Here is an 18,880-nt window from a genome sequence, read left to right as displayed (position 1 = left end):
GGTCGTCCTCAAGCGAACAGTCGGTCGGTGTTGATGAAGCCGCGCAGGTTTTCGGGGCGCGAAGTCCGGCAGTGTTCGGCGACGCTGGCGTCGGCGCTCATAAAGGTCAGTTGCACCGGTTTTGGCGCGTATTCAGGGGCGGGGTCCATGGGGTGTTGCAGTGCGGTGATGATGAACAGGGTGTCCATCGGCGCGTAGAGCTCAATGCAGTCGCCCGCTTTGGAATGCGCTTCGACAAAGTGAAAGGCACCGTGAGCGTCGACGTCGACGCGACTGAACAGATTGAGGGTCATGGACAGGTCGCAGAGCCCCAGTCCCCACTTGCCCATCTCCACCAGCAGGTTGTCCGCGCCGTTGCGGTAGAACCCGTTGCGCAGCTCCTGGTAGCGACCGCGGCCGTACTTCTGTTCGACTTCGTCGGCGCAGAGCACGCCACCGAGGCTGTCGCTCCAACCGCAGGTGTCACGGGTGATAGCAGCCAGCACCCGGCCCATGTCCGAGTACAGGCAATGGCCGGTCGTCAGCTTGGCGGTGTGTTGGCACTTGAGACTGTCAGGCAGGTTCAAACGCTCGGTTTTCTCATGGGCGTTGAACAGCATCAGGCTGACGTTGGCGCCGCCTTGAAGGTCGGTCAGGCGCAGTAGCTGCCCGCGCTTGAGCACGAAGGAAAGGTGGCCGCCGCCGGGCAGGCGTTCGTCGGCAAAAACAGCAGTGTCATTCATGGGGTCAGTCCCAGGATCGGTTGAAGAGCGCTCGCCAGCGAGGTCGCGAGGGCCGCCTGGGCCTCGCTACGCTTGCTGTTGAGCGGCAGGTCGTAAGTAATGCGGGCCCCATAGGCATAGGGCGCATGGGGATCGACGCGCACCTTGTCGAAAACCATCAGTCGGGTGCCCAGGCTGAAGCCTTCGCTGAGGTCGTGGGTGACCATGAATACGGTCAGCCGGGTTTCGCGCCACAGGTCCAGCAGCAGGGCGTGCATGTCCTTGCGGATACCGGGGTCGAGGGCACCGAAGGGTTCGTCAAGCAGCAGCACCCGTGGCTTCATGATCAAGGCCTGGGCGATGGCCAGGCGTTGCTGCATGCCGCCCGAGAGCTGCGCCGGGTATTTGTCCAGGGCATGACCGAGACCGACCTTGTGCAGCAGCGCCGCCGCCTGTTCGCGGGCGGCGCGTTTGCGTTGGCCGAACAGCCGGCCCAGCAGCGGCGCCCGGGGCAGTTCCAGGCCCAGGGCGACGTTGTCCAGCGCGCTCAAGTGGGGGAACACCGAATAGCGCTGGAACACCACGCCACGGCTCGGGTCCGGCTCCGCGGCCAACGGTTGGCCGTCGAGCAGGATTTCGCCACGGCTTGCTCTTTCCTGGCCCAGCAACAGCCGCAGGAAGGTTGATTTTCCGCAGCCGGACGTACCGACCAGGGTGCATAACTCGCCTTCGGCGATGCTCAGGTTCAGGCCCTCCAGCACCACATGGTCGCCATACTGCTGCCACACATTGTTGACTTGGATAAAGCTCATGAGCGGGCTCCTTCGTACCAGGGAAAGGCACGCCGGGTGAGCTGTTTCAAGCCCCAGTCCATCAGCCAGGCCAGCAGGGTGATCCACACCACATAGGGCAAAATGACGTCCATGGCCAGGTAGCGGCGCACCAGGAAGATCCGATAGCCCAGGCCATCTTCGGAAGCGATGGCCTCGGCCGCGATCAGGAACAACCATGCCGATCCCAGCACCAGCCGCAGGGAAATCAGCAGCCGTGGCAGCAGTTGCGGCAGGACCACGCGCAGGATCAGGGTCCAGGTCGAGGCTCCCAGGGTCTGGGCCTTGATCAGCAACTCGACGGGGATTTCCCGGGCCCGTTGTTCCAGGTCGCGGGCCAGTATCGGCGTGATGCCGATGACGATCAGCATCACCTTGGACAGTTCACCCAGGCCGAAGACGATAAACAGGATCGGCAGGATCGCCAGCGGCGGCACCATGGACAGCACCACCAGCAACGGCGACAGCGGCGCGCCGAACAGCGGCAGCGTGCCCGCGGCGATGCCCAGGCACAGGCCCGCCACGGCGCTGACGCCCAGGCCGATGGCCAGGCGTCGCAGGCTGGACGCGGTGTCCTGCCAGAGCACATAACCACCGCTGCGCTTGTCCTCGCTGAAGGCCATGCGTTTCACCGCATCGGTCATCTGCACGGCGCTGGGCAGCAGCTTGTCGTTGGGGTTGTCTGCCAACCGCTGCGCGGAGCCCAAAAAATAGGCACACAACAACAGGGCGAAGGGCAGGATCACCAGCAACAAGCGTGTGGGCCGATCAGGGTGACGATTGATCAGGTGCATGGACGTGTCCTCTGCTTACAGCTTGCCGTCGACCGCCATCTGCACGTAGCCGGGGTCAAAGCGCAGCTTGAGATTGCCCTTGTCGCCGCGAGTGACCTCATGGGCGAAGCGCATGCCGACCGCGCTGCTGTCCTTGGCCGCCTGGCCAAGCAGGCCATGCTCAAAGGAGAAGCCAGAGACCTTGTCCATGGTTTTCGGCAGTTCGGGGCTGTTGACGAAGTCCAGCATCTGCTGCGGTGTACGGAACAGTTGGGTCGTCGCCAATTGCGCCTTGAAACCGGCCAGGTCGGTGCCGGAGGCCTTGGCCATATGTTCCAGGGCCGCTTCGCCGGCGGCGGACTGGCTGCCCATCAAGGCCACGACTTCGAACCAGGCGCCGGTCAGGGCTTTACCCAGCGCGGGGTTGTCTTTGAGCGTCTGGGTATTGACCACCATCATGTCGATGATCTCGCCAGGGATCTTGCTGGAGTCGAACACCTCGGTGACCCCCGGCTTGGCCTTGATGTCGGCGAGCATGGGATTCCAGGTCGTGACGGCCTGGACGGCGTCGGTGTTGAAGGCGGCGGAAATATCCGCGTCGGACGTGTTGACGACTTTCAGGTCCTTTTCCTGCAGATCGACGCTGTCCAGTGCGCGCGCCAGCAGGTAATGGGAGACCGAAAGTTCGACCAGGTTGACGTTCATGCCCTTGAGGTCGGCGACGGTCTTGCCGCTGCCCTTGATGACGATGCCGTCGTTGCCGTTGGAGAAGTCGCTGACCAGCAGCGCGGTGCTGTCCACGCCACCGGCGGCGGGGATGGTCAGGGCGTCCATGTTGGTCATGGTGCAGCCATCGAACTGGCCGGCGGTGTACTGGTTGATCGACTCCACGTAATCGTTGAGCTGGGTGACCTTGATGTGGATGCCGTATTTTTTGCCCCACTTGTCGACGATGCCTTGGGCTTGCGCATACTCCCAAGGCATCCAGCCCGCATAGATCGTCCAGCAGACGTTGAAATCAGTCTTGGCCGCGGCGTTGGAAGGCAGGCTGACCAGCAGGGCAATACCGGCGGCGAGGAGGGCGGATAGAAGGGGTTTTCGCATGGTAAGACTCCAGTTGAGGATGGGCGGACAGGGAGCAGCGCGACACCTGTATGAATAGGTGGTCTGTCTCCCGGGCTTTTATCCCGCCGTGTAACCTCAACTGGAGGTCGTTGGCTCTCGGACCAGTCACTCGCTTTTCAGCGAGCCGGAACCCTAGCCAACTATTTGCAAATTGTGGTGCGTCTAGCTCGCGCTACTCCTGCACGCCCTGTTCCTTGCGAGAGGCGTGCCAGATCATGGTCATTTCTCCAACGCCAGGCTCAAGGGGGGAAAGCGGCGAGATACAGCGGGTTTTCCGGGGCTGAGTTCGGTTGCTTTGCACCGCCCATCCTCGAGAGATGCTCCGGGTTGGGGCGGCTCGCACTCGATTGGGGCGATCCGGCGAGGCCGGAATATACGACGTTGTTTAAAAAACTCGGGTGTTTCACAGCGGAAATACACGAAACCGTTAAACTGACACCCCAGGAGCGGATTATATCCGTCCAGCTTGTTTTCATCGCAGTGCCTGACACGAGGTGCTTTGGGTGAGAGAGTCGTACACTCGGTTGTAAAGACAGCGTCGCGCTTCTGGTGCCTTACGTGCTCCCAAGGGCGTAGGGCGGTGATTACAGGTATACAGTGGTAAGAGAAATGGACTCTAGCGTCGGGTTGATCAGTGGCGAAGAAGCGGAGCCCTTTTTCGTGCAGACACTGGAGCAGGCAATTGATGCCGTGGTGGTCATTGATGATCACAATTGCGTGGTGTTCTTCAACGGGGCGGCCGAGCAGCTCTGGGGGTGTCCGCGCAGCGAAGTACTGGGCCAAAACGTCAATACCTTGGTGCCCCAGGCTGTCTATGCCCAGCATGACGGTTTTATCAGCGCCAACCGCGAGACCGGGGTCAACAAGATAGTCGGCAGCAGCCGGGATCTGCGTATTGTGCGCAAGGATGGCGAAGAGCGCTGGGGCTCGTTGTCCATCTCGAAAATCACCTTGCAGGGCCGCATTCTCTACGCCGCCTTTCTCAAGGACATCACCCAGGCGCGCTTGAAGGACATCGAGCACCGCTTGCTCTCGATATCCGTCAATGCCACCCGTTCGGCCACCTGTATCGCCGATGCGAATGGAGACCTCATTTATGTCAATGACGGGTTCGTTCGCTTGTTGGGCTATTCCCGTGAAGAGGTGATCGGTCAGTCACTGCTGATATTCTTTACCCCGGGTACCCAAGCCAAGGCGAATGCACAGCAGGTGCTGGAAAAGCTCCTCGGCGGTCAATCCAATGAAACCAGCGCGCTGATCGGCAAGCGCAATGGCCAACGGCTGTGGCTGCATGTTTCCTCGACGCCGGTGCTCGATGCCCGGGGCAAGGTCGAAAACATCGTGATCGTGTTGACCGACATTACCCGGACAAAGCTGCATGAGGTGTTGCAGGACAAGATCATCGGCGCGCTGTTGAAAGAGGCGTCGCTGGAGAGCGTGCTGACCTTGCTGTGTGAGGAGATTGAACACATTGCCCCCGAGGTCGCTGTTTCGATCCTCAGTGTGGACAAGAACGGAATCCTCCACCCCTTGGCCAGCCCGGGCTTGCCGCCGGATTACTCCAGGGCGATCGAGGGCCTGTCAGCCGGTCCGGCCAGTGGCTCCTGTGGCACGGCGGCCTACCGGGGCGAGCCGGTTCTGGTGACGGACATTCACCACGACCCGCTCTGGGCCGACTACAGGGCCCTGGCTCAACAGTTGGCTTTCCAGGCGTGCTGGTCGGTTCCGATCCGCAACGCCGCGGGACGGGTCGCGGCGACCTTTGCGCTCTACTTCCGGGAGTCCCGCGGACCGGATCCTCTTCATACCCATCTGGTAACGGCAGGTATCCACCTGTGCCTGCTGGCCCTGGAGCGGGAAGAGGCCCGGCAGTCCATTCTGCGATTGGCCTTTTATGATGCCCTGACCGGCTTGCCCAATCGCAATTTCCTCCTGGCCCAGGCCGAGCGGACCCTGCTTGAAGCGGCTGAAGAGCAGACCGAACTGGCGGTATTGTTTGTCGACCTGGACCGTTTCAAGCAGATCAACGATGCCCTGGGGCACGCCTCGGGGGACGAACTGCTGCAAGTCATGGCGCAACGGCTGCGCAGTGTGCTGCGGGAGTCGGACATTGTCGGGCGTTTGTCCGGGGACGAGTTCGTGCTGGTGTTGCCACGGATGGGCGCCACCCAGGTCACGTTTTTTCTTGAGCGGCTGCTGCTGACCCTCAGCGTCCCGGCCACCGTTGCCGGGACTTGCGTCGTGTTGTCGGCCAGTATCGGCATCAGCCTGTTCCCCAGGGACGGGCAGGATATGGAAAGCCTGCTGCATTGCGCCGATATCGCCATGTACCAGGCCAAGCGCGTCGAACGCGGCAGCTTCAGCTTCTTTCTCGAGGAGATGAACAAGACCGCCCAGGAGCGCTTGATGCTGGAGACGGACTTGCGCAGGGCCCTGGCCGGCGATGAGCTGTATCTGGCTTATCAGCCGCAGGTGGATCTGCGCAGCGGACGTCTGGTGGGGGCCGAAGCGCTGGCGCGTTGGGTGCATCCGACGCTGGGCCCTATCGGCCCCGACCGGTTCATTCCTCTGGCCGAGGAGTGCGGGCTGATCAATGCGCTGAGTCAATGGGTGCTGGAGCAAGCGTGCGAGCAACTGGCGCAGTGGCGTCGGCAAGGGTTGGGGATTCCTTCCTTGTCGATCAACCTGTCGCCGATCAACTTCCACAATCGCAATCTGGCCGAGTTGATCGACCGGCAATTGCAATATTGCGACTTGCAGCCGAGCGACCTGTGTGTGGAGTTGACCGAGGGCGTCTTGCTGTCCAATAGCGCTAGCACCGAGCAAACCCTCCGTGATTTGCACGCCTTGGGCGTGCGCCTGGCCATTGATGACTTTGGCACCGGCTACTCCAGCCTGGGGTATTTGCGGCGCCTGCCGATCAGCGAGTTGAAACTGGACAAGAGTTTCGTCGACGACCTGGAGCGCGATGCTTCCTGCCGTGCCCTGAGTGAGTCCGTCATTGGTATCGGCAAGGGGCTTGGCTTGCACGTGGTGGCTGAAGGCATTGAACAGGTCGCCCAGTGCGATATTCTCGTGGCGCAGGGCTATGAGGTGGGGCAAGGCTATTTGTTCTCGGTCCCGCTGCCGAGTGAGGCGTTTGCACAATGGGTCATGGCGCGTGACACCGAGCGCTGCGTGGACGAAGGCAGCATGGTGATGACCGCGATCACGGACAACCTCAGCCGGCCATAAGTGGATCTGCCTCGTTCTGCGCATAACGCGTGGGTGGCAGCCCGACATGGCGGGTAAAGGCGACGCTGAACGCGCTCGCCGAGCTATAGCCCACGCGTTGTGCAATCTCCGCCAGGCCACCTTCCTTGCGGCGTAGCAGATTCTTGGCCAGAGCCATGCGCCAGGTCAGCAGATAGGCCATCGGCGCTGTCCCCAGTGCGCGGTTGAAGCGCTCGAAGAAGGCCGAGCGGGAGAGGGCGGCCTCTTTCGCCAACTGCGCAATTGTCCAGGCTTGGGTCGGGCTTTCGTGCATTCGTCTGATCGCCACGGCGAGGCGTTCGTCGGCAAGCCCGCGCAAGAGGCCGGGTGAGGTGGCGGGCCCCGCCGTGGAGCGGAGGGCCTCGATCAGCAGCACTTCCAGCAGGCGCTCCAGGATCACTTCCCGCGCCGGCCGCCGCTCGCGGGACTCTTCGCTCACCAGTTGAACCAGGGTGGTGAGTCTTTTTTCGCCGCGAACATGGATCAACCGCGGGAGCAGCGACACCAGCAAAGCCGCGTCCGGCGAGCCGAAGACGCAGTGCCCCACCAGCACCAGCACTTCGTGCGGCCCGTCTTGCACACCCAAGCGGAACCCGCCCTGGAGCTGTGCGACGGGCGCTGTCTGAACGTCCTCCGGCGGCGGCTCAAGACTCGACATCGCAAACCCCGGCGAGGAGGGAATCAGGACAAAGTCGCCGGCCTGGAGCTCGATCGGCTCGCGTCCCTCAACCGCGAGGCGGCACGTACCTTCGAGGATCACGCAGTAGAAAGGCTGTCCGGCTTCCGATCGGCGAACACGCCAGTGACCCGCGCCGCTGACGAGCTTCGAGAACGGCGCGCACGGCTGGAGCAGGCTGACGACTTCCGATAACGGATCAATCACGGCAGGACTCCTGCGAATGAGATATGGACTTTGGAGTGTAGCAAGTCCGGATACGCGGCCGTATCGTTTCCGTACCGCCTATCACCTGCAGGAAGTCATTGATGAAAACCGTTCTGATAACAGGCTGCTCATCCGGTTTCGGCCTTGAAACCGCCCGATACTTTCTCGACCACGGTTGGAAAGTCATCGCCACCCTGCGCACGCCGCGCGAGGACTTGTTGCCGCACTCCGAGCACCTGCGTGTGCTGGCGCTCGACGTGACCGACCCGCAGAGCATCCAGCGGGTGGTAGAGGCTGCGGGCCCCATCGATGTGCTGGTCAACAACGCCGGGATTGGCATGTTCGGCGCCCTTGAAGGTACGCCGATGGACGCCGTTCGCGATATTTTCGAGACCAACACCTTTGGCACCATCGCACTGACCCAGGCGCTGCTGCCCCAGTTCAGGCAGCGCAGGGCGGGCACGGTGGTGAACGTCACGTCGAGCGTGACCTTGAAGCCCCTTACGCTGCTTTCCGTGTACACCGCGAGCAAGGCGGCGATCAATGCGTTCACCGAGTCGCTGGCCCTGGAGCTTCAGCCATTCAATATCCGCGTGAGCCTGGTACTCCCGGGACGGGCGCCTGAAACACGCTTCGGTGAAAACGCGCAGGCGCGAATACTCATCCCCGAGGCGTATGCCGATCTGGCGAAGAACGTCTTTGCACAATGGGCTCAGTCGTCGGAGATCACCTTGGCGCGCGATGTGGCCGAAGCGGTGTGGCGTGCTGCCAACGATCCGGCGGCGCCGCTTCGCATTGTTGCCGGAGCGGATGCCTTGGCCTTGCTATAGGAGCCGTCAGCCGTTGGCGATTTCAATGCTGATCAGTTTATTGGCCCGGAACGGCGCCAGCAGCGATTCATCCGCCAGCGAATCGGTAATCAGCGTCCACGGCCCTTTGAGGGGCGACCAATGTTGCTGGAGTGCGCGCCCCAGTTTTGTCGCGTCAGCCAGCACGAAGGCCTGGGCCGCGCGTCCGATCATGTTGGCCTTGAGGTAAGCCTGATCGGCACTGGCTTCGCAGAGCCCCAATTCGGCCACGACACCATCGGCGCTGAGAAAGATCTTGTCGGCACTCAAGTGCTCCAGGGTTGCCTGCGCGGCGGCCCCGAAGGTCGACATGCTGGAGGCCCGCAGCTCGCCACCGAGCAGGGTGATCTTGGCCTCCGGGAGCCGAGCCAGGGCCGGCAGTGCGAGGATATTGTTGGTGATCACATGCAAACCACGCCGTTCCACCAATAGCTCCGCCAAGGCGCAGGTCGTGGTGCCGCCGTCGAGCAATAGCGTGTCGTTGTCCCGCACATGGGCCAGCGCTGCACGAGCAATGGCGAGTTTTTCCTGGCTGTGTTGATAGCGCCGCTCCTCGACGGAGGTTTCCGGCTCACGCAGGCCGACATGGGCAGCCCCGCCATAGGTGCGCAAGATCAGGCCTTCTTCCGCCAAGGCGGTGAGGTCCCGGCGCATCGTGGCTTCGGAGACGCCGAAATGCAGGCACAACTCCTCGACGTTCGCAGTGCCTGACAGCACGAGATTGAGAATGGCTTGGCGGCGTGTGGCAACTTTCATGGATGTCCTGGAGATCTGGCCCGAGTGCCTTTATACGGTTTTTCAACGAGGCCGTAAAAGGTCGCCCGGAAAACTCAGCGGGTAAAACGCCCTGGGTCTCCGAGCGTTTTACCGGTCAAGGGTTCAGACGGGTTGCGGGCTCGGGGTTGGCGGCTGTTCCTGGATCGGCTCGACGTCGCCCAGCAGAAACAGATAATTGAGAATGGCGACGACAATCAATCCGGCGGAAAACAGCAGGGCGGGAATGAATGAGCCTGTGGCGGCGACAATAAACCCGGTGATGATCGGACCGACCACGCCGCCCATATTCGACACGGTATTCTGCAGGCCGGCCAGCATCGAGGTCATGCCCCGTGGCGCCACATCGCCGGGCAGGGCCCAGACCTGAGTGGCCGCGACCGTGGTGCCGGACTTGGCAATACACAGCAGGACGATAGCCAGCCACGACGACTCGGCGAAGGCGGCGAAACCGATGCAGGAAGCCATCAACAGGCCGACCACCAGGAAGGTCTTGCGAATCCGCGTCAAGGACCAGCGCCCCTGGCGGTAGATACGGTCGGACAGCCAGCCGGCAAAAATCTCCACCAGCATGGCGATCAGCAACGGCAGCGCCGCGACGAAGCCCATGGAAATCAGGTCCATGCCGCGCTCTTTCACCAGATAGGTGGGCAGCCAGGTGATAAAGAAGTACGAGTTGTAGTTGATGAAGAAAAAACCCAGGCACATGGCCCAGACGTTGCGGTAGCGCAGCAGGTCGTACCAGCGCAGGGTCGGCTTGTCGCCGGTGCCTTCCTGGCGGCGCTGGCCTTCGCGGATGTATTTCAGTTCGGCCGCGTTGACCCCGCTGTGCTGTTCGGGATCGTTTTTGTAAAAAGCAAACCAGACCAGTGCCCAGACGATGCCGATGGAGCCGCTCAGGACGAACGTCATCTTCCAGCCCACCAGGGCGATCAGCCAGACGATCAAGGGCATGGCGATCGCGCCGCCGAATTTCGAGCCGCTGTCGAAGATGCCCGCGACGGTGGCGCGCTCCTTGTCCGGAAACCAGCGCGAGGCGATCCCGGCGTTGCTCGGATAGGCCGCCGCTTCACCCACGCCCAGGCCGACCCGCAGCGCGAACAAGGAATTGAAGCCGTTTGCCAGGCCGGTCATGGCGGTGGCCACCGACCACCAGAGCACCGCGCCGCCAAGGGTGATTTTCTGGCCGAAGCGGTCGGCCAGCCAGCCGGCCGGCAGTTGCAGCAGGGCGTAGGACCAGAAAAACGCCGACATGATCAGGCCCATTTCCGCGGTATTCAGGGCGAACTCTTTGCTGATGATCGGGGCGGCGGCGGAAAGTACGACACGGTCGATGTAATTGACCGCAATGGCGGTCCACATCAATCCGGCGATCAGCCAACGTACCGAGGAAGCCTTATTATTGTTATGCATGGTTCCAACTCCGGGTTCGGTGTTCGGGGTGTTTGGCAACAGCGTGATCGCGCCCACGACAGGCCGGTGGGCCTACCCATTGAGTGGCTTGAAGTCGGGGGCGCGGACGAGCTAGAGGCCGTTCACCACGTGTTCGGGGCGTGCATTGGCCTTCAGCACCGCGACAATGTTGCGCACGCAAGTCAGGCTCAGAATGTCCAGTGCCCCCGGCGTGTAGCCGGCGATATGCGGTGAGGCGATCACGTTCGGCAGGGCATAGAGCGGGTGGCGGGTGACCGGTTCCTCCTCGAAAACGTCCAGCGCGGCACCACCGAGGCGGCCGTTTTGCAGCGCGGCAAACAAGGCGTTCTCATCGATAATGCCGCCCCGTGCGGCATTGATCAGATGGGCGTGCGGCTTCATCAAGGCCAGGCGCTCGGCACCGATAAGATGGTGGGTCGCGTCGTTCAGACCGATATGCAACGTGACGTAATCGGCCTCGGCCAACAGCGCATCCAACGCCACCAGACGAATACCCTTGGCCTCGGCAAAGGCCTGGTCCGGGTAGGGATCATGGGCGATCACCTGCATCGAGAAGCCTGCCGCGCGCCGCGCGACCTCCTTGCCGATATTGCCCAGTCCGATGATGCCCAGGGTCTTGCCGTGGACATCGGCGCCGAACAAGCGCGGCCATTCGCCGGCCTTGGTCTGTTGATCGGCCAGGGCGATCTTGCGGGCCGAGGCCAGCAGCAGGGCAAAGGTGTAATCGGCCACCGCATGCTTGTTGGAGTCCGGGACGTTGCAGACCCACACCTTGCGTTCACGGGCGGCGGGCAGGTCGATGTTGTCCACGCCGACACCGTGCTTGCAGACGATACGCAGCTCGGGCAGTGCATCGAGCACGCGGGCGTTGATGCTGTTGAAGGCGACGATGGCCGCTTGTGCGCCCTTGGCCTGGGCAATGAACTCGTCTTCGCCGATGTCGGCCGGCAGGTTGACGCATTCGATGGCCTGCTCGCCCAGCAGGGTCAGGGGGGCTGTCGAATATTTGGCAAAAGACGGTGAGGTGCAGACGATTTTCATGGTGATGTCCTCATATTGTTTTTATAGGTTTTGCTGACTCGGGCGTTCGCGGGTAATCAGGCCGCCGTGCTGCTGCGCTTGTGGGCGGCCAGCTCCACGGCCTGGCGCATCGCCTCGGTCAGGCTGCGTTCGTCGGCGATCCCCTTGCCGGCAATGTCGAAGGCGGTGCCATGGTCGACGGAGGTGCGGATCACCGGCAGGCCGACCGTGACATTCACCCCGGCTTCGAGGCCCATGACTTTTACCGGGCCATGGCCCTGGTCGTGATACATCGCGACCACCGCATCGAAGTCACCGCGCCCTGCGCGGAAAAACAGGGTGTCCGCCGGCAGCGGTCCTTCCACACGCCAGCCGCGGGCATGCAGCTCGTCGATGGCCGGTTGGATCTTGGTGGCTTCCTCGCCATAACCGAACAAACCGTTCTCCCCGGCATGGGGGTTGATGCCACAGACCGCGATCAGCGGGTCTTCGATACCGGCGCGTATGAGGGTTTCGCGGGCGCGCTCAATGGTGCGTTTCACCAGGCCGGGCTCGATCTTGGCGATGGCATCGATAATGCCCATATGGGTGGTGACATGAATCACCCGCAGGGTCGGCGTCATCAGCATCATCGAGACCTCTTCGATGCCGGTCAGGTGCGCCAGCAGCTCGGTGTGGCCCGGGAAAATATGGCCGCCCGCATGCAAGGCTTCCTTGTTCAGCGGCGCGGTGCAAATGGCGTCCAGCTCACCGGCTTCGGTCAGTTGCACCGTGCGCTCGATGTAGCGAAAAGCGGCATCACCGGCGATAGCCGAGAGCTTGCCGTAGGGCAGGTCGGCGGGGATCAGCCCCAGGTCGATGCAGTCGACGATACCGTGTTGAAAGCGTGCCTGAGCCGGGCGTTCAATGCTGTTCACTTTCAGGCTGCCACCGACAATGCGGTTGGCATCGGCCAGTCGAGCGGCATCGCCGATCACCAGTGGCCGGCAGGTTTCGTACAGTGCGGCGTGGGCCAGGCATTTCATGATGATTTCCGGACCGACGCCGGTGGCATCGCCCATGGTGATGCCGATAACGGGACGCTCAGACATAGTGGTCTTCCTTCGTTAAAGTTGCGGCGTGGCGGTCAGTTGCCGCCAGGCATCGAAAAGGCTGCTCGGCTGGCCGAAGCCACCGGCTTTGGTCACGACGGCCAGCTCACGGCCACGCCAGCGGGCGCGGGAGAAGACCACACCGGGGGCCAGGTCGCCCTGAAGGTCCAGGCGCTGGATGCCGGCGGCCCCGAGCATGGCGCGGGCGGTTTCGCCCCCGGTGGCGATCAGCGCGCCCGAGCGCAGCAGGGCAGGCTGGAGCAATTGGGCCAGGGCCGTACTCAACTGCGCGGCCTGGCCGGGATCGCGCTGCTCCTGTTGCAGGCTGACCAGCACATGCCGACCCTGTTGCTGGGCCGTCTCGATTGTGGCGGCGATGGACTGCCATTCGGCCATCTCCGGTCCCGCGCACAAGGTGGCGGGGGCAAGGCGCAAGTGCAGTTGATCGCTGTGTTCGGCCAGGTAGTTGGCTTGCACCTGGGAGTGTCGGGACATACTGCCGACCACGGTCAGCACCGGCCCGTTGATCGGCGCATTCAACTGAGCTGATACCGGCGGAAATCCCAACGCCTGCGGCAGGTGTCGGGCCAGCCCGGCGGAGCCGACCCAGAACAGCCGCTTATACAGAGCCGCCGATGCCTGGGCGATATTCGCCAGGTCCGTCTCGGTTTGCGCATCACACACCAGTGCCTGTACCCCGGCGACCAAATGCCTGAGCAGATCGGCCTGCAATCGCTCCGTGTCGCGTACGGCATCGAGAGACAGCGTCGCACAGCGCAGACCTTGCGTCCTCAACTGCTCCAGCAGATTGGCCGTGCCCGCGAGGCGCTCATTGCGCCAGACATCGGTCTGATCGACGGGAACGCCGTCGAGGTGCTGAACGCCGCCCACGGTGGTCCGGCCCATCAGCGGAAAGGCCGGCGCCACCAGGGCCATGCCGCGAAGGGCCTGCAACGCGGCCACTTCGCTCGCCACATTACCGCGCAGGGTGGAGTCGATCTTTTTGTACAGCGGCAACTCGGCTACCTGATCCATCGCCAACACATCGCGATGGGCCACGGCGGCGGCTTGCGCACTGAGGCGCCGGGAGTCGAGATCGAGGGCGATCACCTCCGCGCCCAGCGCCGTGCCGAGCTCCAGCCCGACGTGGCTGAGAATCACCTGGGTGACCATGCGCCCGGCAAAATCGGCGGCGCAGTCAGCCGCCCCGGAAAGGTCATCGGCAATGATCAGCAGGCGCGGCAGGGGCGTGGTGCTCATGGCAGCAGGCACCGATAAAGCTGCTGGATATCGTCGAGGCTGAGGGTCTTGGGGTTGTTGGCCATCAAGCGCGTCACCTTCGACGCGGCCACTGCCATGTCCGCCAGATGCTCTTCGGCCACGCCGAATTCGCGCAGGTTCTGCGGGATATTCAGGGTCGCCGTCCACTCGCTGATCTGTTCGATCAGTTTGCCGGCGGCCGCTTCGGCGCTGTCGCTTTCCAGGGCTACGCCACAGACACAGGCGGCGCGCTTGAGGCGGGCGGCGCAGCTGTCCAGGTTGAAGGCCATGACATGGGGCAGCAGCATCGCGTTGGCAACGCCATGGGTAACATGGAACTTGCCCCCCAGCGGATAGGCCAGGGCATGCACGGCGGCGGTGCCGGCGCCCGTCAGTGCCAGGCCGCCGTACATCGAACCCAGCAGCATATCGCCACGGGCCCGCACCGAGTCGGGCTGTTGATAGGCCTCGACGATGCTGCCGGCGATCAGGCGCATGGATTCCAGGGCAAAGGTGTCGCTGATGGGGTTGGCCTTGGTGGAAATAAACGATTCCAGCGAATGAGTAAACGCATCCATGCCGGTAGCGGCCGTGATCGCCTTGGGCAGGCTCAGGGTCAGCAAGGGGTCGAGGATCACCAGGTTGGGCAGCAGGTGCCGGCTGACGACACCGATCTTCAATTCTTCGTCGGGCAGGGTGACGATGGCGTTGGGTGTGACTTCGGAGCCGGTGCCCGAGGTGGTTGGAATCAGCACCATCGGCTTGCCGGGGTTGCCCACCTTGTCGATCCCGAGCAGCTCCTTGAGCGGGGTATCGTTGGTCAGCATCACGGCGAACAGCTTGGCCGCATCGAGCACGCTGCCGCCGCCCACGGCGATCAAGGCGTCCGGTGCAAAGGGCGCGACCTGCTCGTGAAAGACCCGCTCGATGTTTTCCAGGGTCGGTTCGATTTCGACGTTATCAATCGTCTGCACGGCGATGCCGCGCCTGGCGAACTGTTCTTTGATTTTCGCGGTGACACCGAGCCGGTGCATGGCCTGCTGGGTGACCAGTACCACCTGCTTGAGCGGGGTATCCAGTAGATACAGCTTGTCGCCCAACTGCTCCAGGCTGCCGGGGCCGTGGATGATGTTCTTGACGGTCTGGAAGTGATAGGTCGCGGACATGTCGGCCCCCTCAGGCGTTTTGGCGGTAAACAGCCAGGATCTCTTCGAGTTTTTGCGTGGTCGCCGCATCGAGGGGCGCGACCGGGGAACGGCAGGGGCCGACCGGCACGTTCAACAGGTCGGTGGCTTTTTTCAGCACCGAGGGCATGGTGCCCAGGGCGAAGGCATCGCGCAGCGGACGCAATAGTTCCTGGGCGGCCTTGGCGGTGTCATGGTTGCCGGCCTGGAACTGGTTCCAGATGGACATGACCACATGAGGCACGGCGTTGGCGGTGGCAGCCACGGCACCGTCGCCGCCGGCGAGCAGGTTCCAGTAGATCAGGGAGTCGGTGCCGGCGAATACCGCGAAGTCGTCGCTGCGGTATTTGATCATCTGCACCAGGTTGTCGAAGTTGCCGGCGCTGTCCTTGATGCCTTTGATCTGTGGGTGTTGGGACAAGGTGGCCACGGCACCGATGCCGATGGACATGCCGGTCTTGGCCGGAATGTTGTACATCATCACCGGCAACGAGGTGGCGTCACCGATGGCTTCGTAATGCTTGATCAGTTCCGCCTGGCTGACGGCATTGAAGTACGGGGTGATAACGGACAACGCATCGGCGCCCATGCCTTCGACGCGTTTGTTCATTTCAATCACTTCGCGGGTGCTGAACGCCCCGGTACCGACCATAACGGGCAGGCGGCCGGCCGAAGCGTCGAGGGTGATGCGGACGATTTCGAGTTTTTCTTCATCGGACAGGGCAAAAAATTCACCGTTGGTGCCCAGCACGAACAGGCCGTGGACACCGGCTTCGATCAGGCTTTCGACCAGGCCGCGCAGGGCTTTTTCGTCCAAACGCTGGTCTGCGGTAAACGGGGTGACTAAAGCGGGAACGATGCCGTGGAATTTCATGAAGAGGGTCTCTCGTTTTGTTGTAATTGGGACGAGAGTGATTGAAGTGATCGTGAATGGCAAGGACTAATGACTGAAAAAATCACTAAAGTGGTTTTTTGTAGGTGAGTGTTTTTGTGTTTTTGCGTGAATCGATCATTTTTCCGGGGCGAGAATACTGCTGGTCTTTGGGCCTGACTTCGCTGTTATGCGGCTCGTTGGGATTGCTGTTGGCGCCGATGCCGAGGGAATACCGTGTTTGAGCCGCGTAACCGCCTGATGACCCCGCTTTATGTCCGTACCGAGACCTTGTTCCGCGAATAAATCTGCCGGCATTGCGCGGCAAATCCCACGATGAAAAAGCCTAGCCATACCAGCAGCGTGCTCAGCACCACAGGCGCCATCGGATGATCGGCAATCGGATGCGAGACGGGGAGGCGGGTCAGGGTTTCATTGGTGGCGGGCACGAATGACAGCAGGAAACTGAACGACAGCCCGAATGCGCTCAAATACGGGCGCGCTCGCCCCAGGAAACTCACTGCTGGCGCCCACGCACCGGCGTAGGCGGCAAGCAGCACAATGACGCCAAAGGCATGCCCGGCATTTAAACCACCAGTACTGGAGACCCCAAAGGACGTGGCGACCGTGAGCGTCAAACTGATGAGGTAGAGACTGCCGGCGCGGGTCTTCGGGTCGATCTTGTAATAGCGGATAAAGCTGTAGGCGCCTGCAATCACGGGGATCAGGCTGATAACGGTATGGATGGCGCCTAAAGTCGATATGGGATGAGTCATGGAATGTATCTCTCTACTAGTTGGTTGGGTATAAGGGCAAAATAAAAGACCGGTCTTCGCCAGTCTTCTCGGTATGGATCAGCGGGTTGAAGTCAGCCGGCTGATGGACAATTGAACCAGCGCCTGGAAGGTCTCTGGATCGCCGAACCCACGCGCGGCCAGCATGGCTCCATGCACGCTGGCCATGAACGCCTTTGCCTCGATCGTCGAACTGTCTTGCAAGTGAAACTGCCCGGTGGCGGTGCCCTTTTCGAGGACCGATGTGAGCCAGTCGGTCAGGTCCTGGAAATGCCCGCGAACTTCGGCCGCCACTTCGTCAGGAATCGTCGGCAGTTCGACGGCCAGCATCGCGCAGATACAGAACGGAGAGCTGCCACTACGGATACAGGTGGACCAGTAATCGACGTAGGTATTGAGCTGTGCCAATGGATCGGCAATCTGTCGGCCGAGCGCCGCCAAGCCTTCCCGTGCTTGCTCGCGATACCGCGCGACCACCACGCGAACCAACTCGGCCTTGCTGGGGAAATGGTGATGAATGGTGGCCTTGGTGATACGCACCCGCTCGGCAATATCCGCATAACTGAAGCTGTTGTAGCCCCCGACAGTCAGCAATGACTGGGCATACTCGGCGATTTCGGTCGCCTTCGGGGACAGTTCTGTGTTCATAGACAATTCCATAAAATTACCGCGCAACGCTGGATATACTCGGCCCCGTGAGAGGGGGTTGAGTCAGCCTGCTGGCTGTTGGATGGGGTAAACCTACTAGTAGGTTGGTTTTCTGTCCAAGCGACGGCTCCCTACGAAAGGGAAAGCCTGCGGTCGGTCAATGGAGGCGATTTACATGTATGTATTTCTACAGGCGGCTCGCGTGGTGGTGCAGGGCATAAAGGCGTTGGGCATCGCGGCGAGCAATCGCCCTGGAGACGCCTTGACCCATGGCAATGCCGTGCTTGAGCAACGACACGCGGTGCTCAGCCAGTCGTATGTTGACGACGGCATCTTCGGCTTCGAAGGGAAGCCCTATGTAAAGGCGGTCGCCGCTGCGGCGCGGGCGTCACGAGCGGGAAACTGCGAGGAACAGGCGTGCCTCGCGTTCGATATGCTCGCCAGTACCGGGATCGCGCCGCTCGAACTGATGTCCCTGCAAAACCACGTGGGAATGGAAGGCTATCAGGGCCCTGCGGTAAGCGGCGCGATTACAGGGATTGTGGAGGCCGATTACGCGGGCCCTGATCACGTCTTCGTCGTCTGCGGCCGGAGCGCGCAGACCAATCTGCAAGACCCCACGACCTGGAACAACGACGCCGTCATCTGTGATCCTTGGGCGAAGAGGGCCTATTTCGTGGCCGATATGGCGGATGAGATGAAGCTTATCAATCGGGTCAGTGGGGGCAGCATGGCTACTTCTCAAAAGTATCGTTTTGAGGGGGCGGGGTGGTGAGTTTTGAGTTTTTGGAAAGCAAAGAGGCTGGCAACGCGAACGTTGCCGCCTTGATGGTCAGTGTTGCGGTGAACTGCGTGAAGCTCGGTATTGCGCCGTAATCAGGCGTTGCTGTAGGTGCCGCAGAAACCCGGCTTCGAAGGCGTCGCGCCGATCACCTTCCGGATAGCCCCGGCGAGCCTGGGTCAGTTGCCACCACAACGGCTGGGTGGCGCGTCGGTCCAGCCAGAGCCCCGCGCAGCGTCCGCCACTGGCGATTTCCTGGGCGAATTGCTCGTCCCAAGGGGTGGGGCTTTGCGATGAGGCATTGGCGCAGGCGTTGAGGCTGATGGTGGTGGTTGAAGCGGGAGAGGGGGGATCACGTTGTCGCAGGATGGCCATGTCGTAGAGGGCGATGGCGTCCTTGATCAGTTTGTCGGCCAGCTTCTGCTGCTGGTCATCCTGAAAGGCCAGGGTTCGGGCACCGTCCAGGCAGAGCCGGGCGGCGTGGCGTAAATGATCGACCGCTTCGGTGGGGCTCAGGGAGGCGAGTTTGATCAAGGTGGGTGTGGGTAGGCGTGAGAGCAATGTTCGATCAATCATGGAGAGGGGCTCCGTGTAGTGGTCTACTAACCCCG

General features: G+C 62.0%; 18 protein-coding genes and 1 riboswitch. Of the genes, 3 read left to right on the top strand and 15 right to left on the bottom strand.

Annotation, left to right across the window (positions count from 1 at the left end; all coding sequences use genetic code 11):
- Window positions 1–8 precede the first annotated feature (8 nt).
- From HX830_RS31520 to HX830_RS31505, 4 genes are read right to left on the bottom strand one after another with little or no spacing between them, the layout of a single operon-like run.
- Window positions 9–722: an urea amidolyase associated protein UAAP1 gene (locus tag HX830_RS31520; protein ID WP_177104726.1), complete on the bottom strand. Its 714-nt coding sequence runs from the start codon at window positions 720–722 to the stop codon at window positions 9–11.
- On the bottom strand, window positions 719–1,513 hold the full coding sequence (locus HX830_RS31515; protein ID WP_177104724.1) for an ABC transporter ATP-binding protein: 795 nt from the start codon (window positions 1,511–1,513) through the stop codon (window positions 719–721). The genes HX830_RS31520 and HX830_RS31515 overlap by 4 nt, the downstream gene beginning before the upstream one ends.
- Complete coding sequence (locus HX830_RS31510) at window positions 1,510–2,325, bottom strand: ABC transporter permease (protein ID WP_152740818.1); 816 nt, start codon at window positions 2,323–2,325, stop codon at window positions 1,510–1,512. Before HX830_RS31510 ends, HX830_RS31515 begins: the two co-directional genes overlap by 4 nt.
- Window positions 2,326–2,340: 15 nt before the next feature.
- On the bottom strand, window positions 2,341–3,408 hold the full coding sequence (locus tag HX830_RS31505; RefSeq protein ID WP_177104722.1) for a putative urea ABC transporter substrate-binding protein: 1,068 nt from the start codon (window positions 3,406–3,408) through the stop codon (window positions 2,341–2,343).
- A gap of 65 nt (window positions 3,409–3,473) precedes the next feature.
- Window positions 3,474–3,576: riboswitch (guanidine-I (ykkC/yxkD leader) on the bottom strand.
- A 462-nt stretch (window positions 3,577–4,038) separates the two neighbouring features.
- Here HX830_RS31505 and HX830_RS31500 point away from each other — a divergent pair.
- Complete coding sequence (locus tag HX830_RS31500) at window positions 4,039–6,663, top strand: EAL domain-containing protein (RefSeq protein WP_177104720.1); 2,625 nt, start codon at window positions 4,039–4,041, stop codon at window positions 6,661–6,663.
- Here HX830_RS31500 and HX830_RS32705 read toward each other — a convergent pair.
- Window positions 6,650–7,564, bottom strand: a complete 915-nt coding sequence (locus HX830_RS32705; RefSeq protein WP_177104718.1) for an AraC family transcriptional regulator — start codon at window positions 7,562–7,564, stop codon at window positions 6,650–6,652. The genes HX830_RS31500 and HX830_RS32705 overlap by 14 nt on opposite strands.
- Window positions 7,565–7,665: 101 nt before the next feature.
- Between HX830_RS32705 and HX830_RS31490 the strand changes: the two genes are divergently transcribed.
- Entirely contained in the window at window positions 7,666–8,394 is a 729-nt protein-coding gene (locus HX830_RS31490) for an SDR family oxidoreductase (protein ID WP_177104716.1), read from the top strand.
- Between the two features lie 6 nt (window positions 8,395–8,400).
- Here the strand turns inward: HX830_RS31490 and HX830_RS31485 are convergent, their stop codons facing one another.
- From HX830_RS31485 to HX830_RS31445, 9 genes are all read right to left on the bottom strand, one after another.
- Complete coding sequence (locus HX830_RS31485; RefSeq protein WP_152740822.1) at window positions 8,401–9,168, bottom strand: DeoR/GlpR family DNA-binding transcription regulator; 768 nt, start codon at window positions 9,166–9,168, stop codon at window positions 8,401–8,403.
- Between the two features lie 123 nt (window positions 9,169–9,291).
- The gene (locus HX830_RS31480) at window positions 9,292–10,599 is read right to left on the bottom strand and encodes an MFS transporter (RefSeq protein WP_152740823.1); all 1,308 of its coding nucleotides are present in this window, start codon (window positions 10,597–10,599) and stop codon (window positions 9,292–9,294) included.
- Window positions 10,600–10,710: 111 nt separating this feature from the next.
- A complete protein-coding gene (locus tag HX830_RS31475; protein ID WP_152740824.1) occupies window positions 10,711–11,661 on the bottom strand; it encodes a phosphoglycerate dehydrogenase in 951 nt (316 codons plus the stop codon).
- Window positions 11,662–11,717: 56 nt separating this feature from the next.
- A complete protein-coding gene (gene pdxA, locus HX830_RS31470; RefSeq protein WP_177104714.1) occupies window positions 11,718–12,731 on the bottom strand; it encodes a 4-hydroxythreonine-4-phosphate dehydrogenase PdxA in 1,014 nt (337 codons plus the stop codon).
- A gap of 15 nt (window positions 12,732–12,746) precedes the next feature.
- Window positions 12,747–13,991 carry a four-carbon acid sugar kinase family protein gene (locus HX830_RS31465; RefSeq protein ID WP_177104712.1) on the bottom strand — a complete coding sequence of 415 codons (1,245 nt, stop codon included), beginning with the start codon at window positions 13,989–13,991 and terminating at the stop codon, window positions 12,747–12,749.
- Complete coding sequence (locus HX830_RS31460; protein ID WP_177104710.1) at window positions 13,988–15,157, bottom strand: iron-containing alcohol dehydrogenase; 1,170 nt, start codon at window positions 15,155–15,157, stop codon at window positions 13,988–13,990. Before HX830_RS31460 ends, HX830_RS31465 begins: the two co-directional genes overlap by 4 nt.
- Window positions 15,158–15,167: 10 nt before the next feature.
- Window positions 15,168–16,049: a 4-hydroxy-tetrahydrodipicolinate synthase gene (gene dapA / locus HX830_RS31455; RefSeq protein ID WP_152740826.1), complete on the bottom strand. Its 882-nt coding sequence runs from the start codon at window positions 16,047–16,049 to the stop codon at window positions 15,168–15,170.
- A gap of 269 nt (window positions 16,050–16,318) precedes the next feature.
- On the bottom strand, window positions 16,319–16,822 hold the full coding sequence (locus HX830_RS31450) for a hypothetical protein (protein ID WP_177104708.1): 504 nt from the start codon (window positions 16,820–16,822) through the stop codon (window positions 16,319–16,321).
- A gap of 78 nt (window positions 16,823–16,900) precedes the next feature.
- Entirely contained in the window at window positions 16,901–17,488 is a 588-nt protein-coding gene (locus tag HX830_RS31445) for a TetR/AcrR family transcriptional regulator (RefSeq protein WP_177104706.1), read from the bottom strand.
- A 175-nt stretch (window positions 17,489–17,663) separates the two neighbouring features.
- Between HX830_RS31445 and HX830_RS31440 the strand changes: the two genes are divergently transcribed.
- Window positions 17,664–18,263, top strand: a complete 600-nt coding sequence (locus tag HX830_RS31440) for a hypothetical protein (RefSeq protein ID WP_177104704.1) — start codon at window positions 17,664–17,666, stop codon at window positions 18,261–18,263.
- A 57-nt stretch (window positions 18,264–18,320) separates the two neighbouring features.
- Here the strand turns inward: HX830_RS31440 and HX830_RS31435 are convergent, their stop codons facing one another.
- Window positions 18,321–18,845: a LasR-specific antiactivator QslA gene (locus HX830_RS31435; RefSeq protein WP_177104702.1), complete on the bottom strand. Its 525-nt coding sequence runs from the start codon at window positions 18,843–18,845 to the stop codon at window positions 18,321–18,323.
- Window positions 18,846–18,880: the final 35 nt, after the last annotated feature.

This window comes from Pseudomonas gingeri, from assembly GCF_013385425.1.
Lineage (GTDB): Bacteria > Pseudomonadota > Gammaproteobacteria > Pseudomonadales > Pseudomonadaceae > Aquipseudomonas > Aquipseudomonas gingeri_D.
The sequence above is the reverse complement of the archived record's forward strand: the minus strand, read 5'-3'. Positions and strand labels throughout refer to the sequence as shown.

Excerpts from the sequence above, each read along its gene's own strand:
- HX830_RS31520 (WP_177104726.1), bottom strand. The coding sequence starts at position 722 with ATGAATGACACTGCTGTTTTTGCCGACGAACGCCTGCCCGGCGGCGGC.
- HX830_RS31515 (WP_177104724.1), bottom strand. The coding sequence starts at position 1,513 with ATGAGCTTTATCCAAGTCAACAATGTGTGGCAGCAGTATGGCGACCAT.
- HX830_RS31510 (WP_152740818.1), bottom strand. The coding sequence starts at position 2,325 with ATGCACCTGATCAATCGTCACCCTGATCGGCCCACACGCTTGTTGCTG.
- HX830_RS31505 (WP_177104722.1), bottom strand. The coding sequence starts at position 3,408 with ATGCGAAAACCCCTTCTATCCGCCCTCCTCGCCGCCGGTATTGCCCTG.
- HX830_RS31500 (WP_177104720.1), top strand. The coding sequence starts at position 4,039 with ATGGACTCTAGCGTCGGGTTGATCAGTGGCGAAGAAGCGGAGCCCTTT.
- HX830_RS31490 (WP_177104716.1), top strand. The coding sequence starts at position 7,666 with ATGAAAACCGTTCTGATAACAGGCTGCTCATCCGGTTTCGGCCTTGAA.
- HX830_RS31485 (WP_152740822.1), bottom strand. The coding sequence starts at position 9,168 with ATGAAAGTTGCCACACGCCGCCAAGCCATTCTCAATCTCGTGCTGTCA.
- HX830_RS31480 (WP_152740823.1), bottom strand. The coding sequence starts at position 10,599 with ATGCATAACAATAATAAGGCTTCCTCGGTACGTTGGCTGATCGCCGGA.
- HX830_RS31475 (WP_152740824.1), bottom strand. The coding sequence starts at position 11,661 with ATGAAAATCGTCTGCACCTCACCGTCTTTTGCCAAATATTCGACAGCC.
- pdxA (WP_177104714.1), bottom strand. The coding sequence starts at position 12,731 with ATGTCTGAGCGTCCCGTTATCGGCATCACCATGGGCGATGCCACCGGC.
- HX830_RS31465 (WP_177104712.1), bottom strand. The coding sequence starts at position 13,991 with ATGAGCACCACGCCCCTGCCGCGCCTGCTGATCATTGCCGATGACCTT.
- HX830_RS31460 (WP_177104710.1), bottom strand. The coding sequence starts at position 15,157 with ATGTCCGCGACCTATCACTTCCAGACCGTCAAGAACATCATCCACGGC.
- dapA (WP_152740826.1), bottom strand. The coding sequence starts at position 16,049 with ATGAAATTCCACGGCATCGTTCCCGCTTTAGTCACCCCGTTTACCGCA.
- HX830_RS31450 (WP_177104708.1), bottom strand. The coding sequence starts at position 16,822 with ATGACTCATCCCATATCGACTTTAGGCGCCATCCATACCGTTATCAGC.
- HX830_RS31445 (WP_177104706.1), bottom strand. The coding sequence starts at position 17,488 with ATGAACACAGAACTGTCCCCGAAGGCGACCGAAATCGCCGAGTATGCC.
- HX830_RS31440 (WP_177104704.1), top strand. The coding sequence starts at position 17,664 with ATGTATGTATTTCTACAGGCGGCTCGCGTGGTGGTGCAGGGCATAAAG.
- HX830_RS31435 (WP_177104702.1), bottom strand. The coding sequence starts at position 18,845 with ATGATTGATCGAACATTGCTCTCACGCCTACCCACACCCACCTTGATC.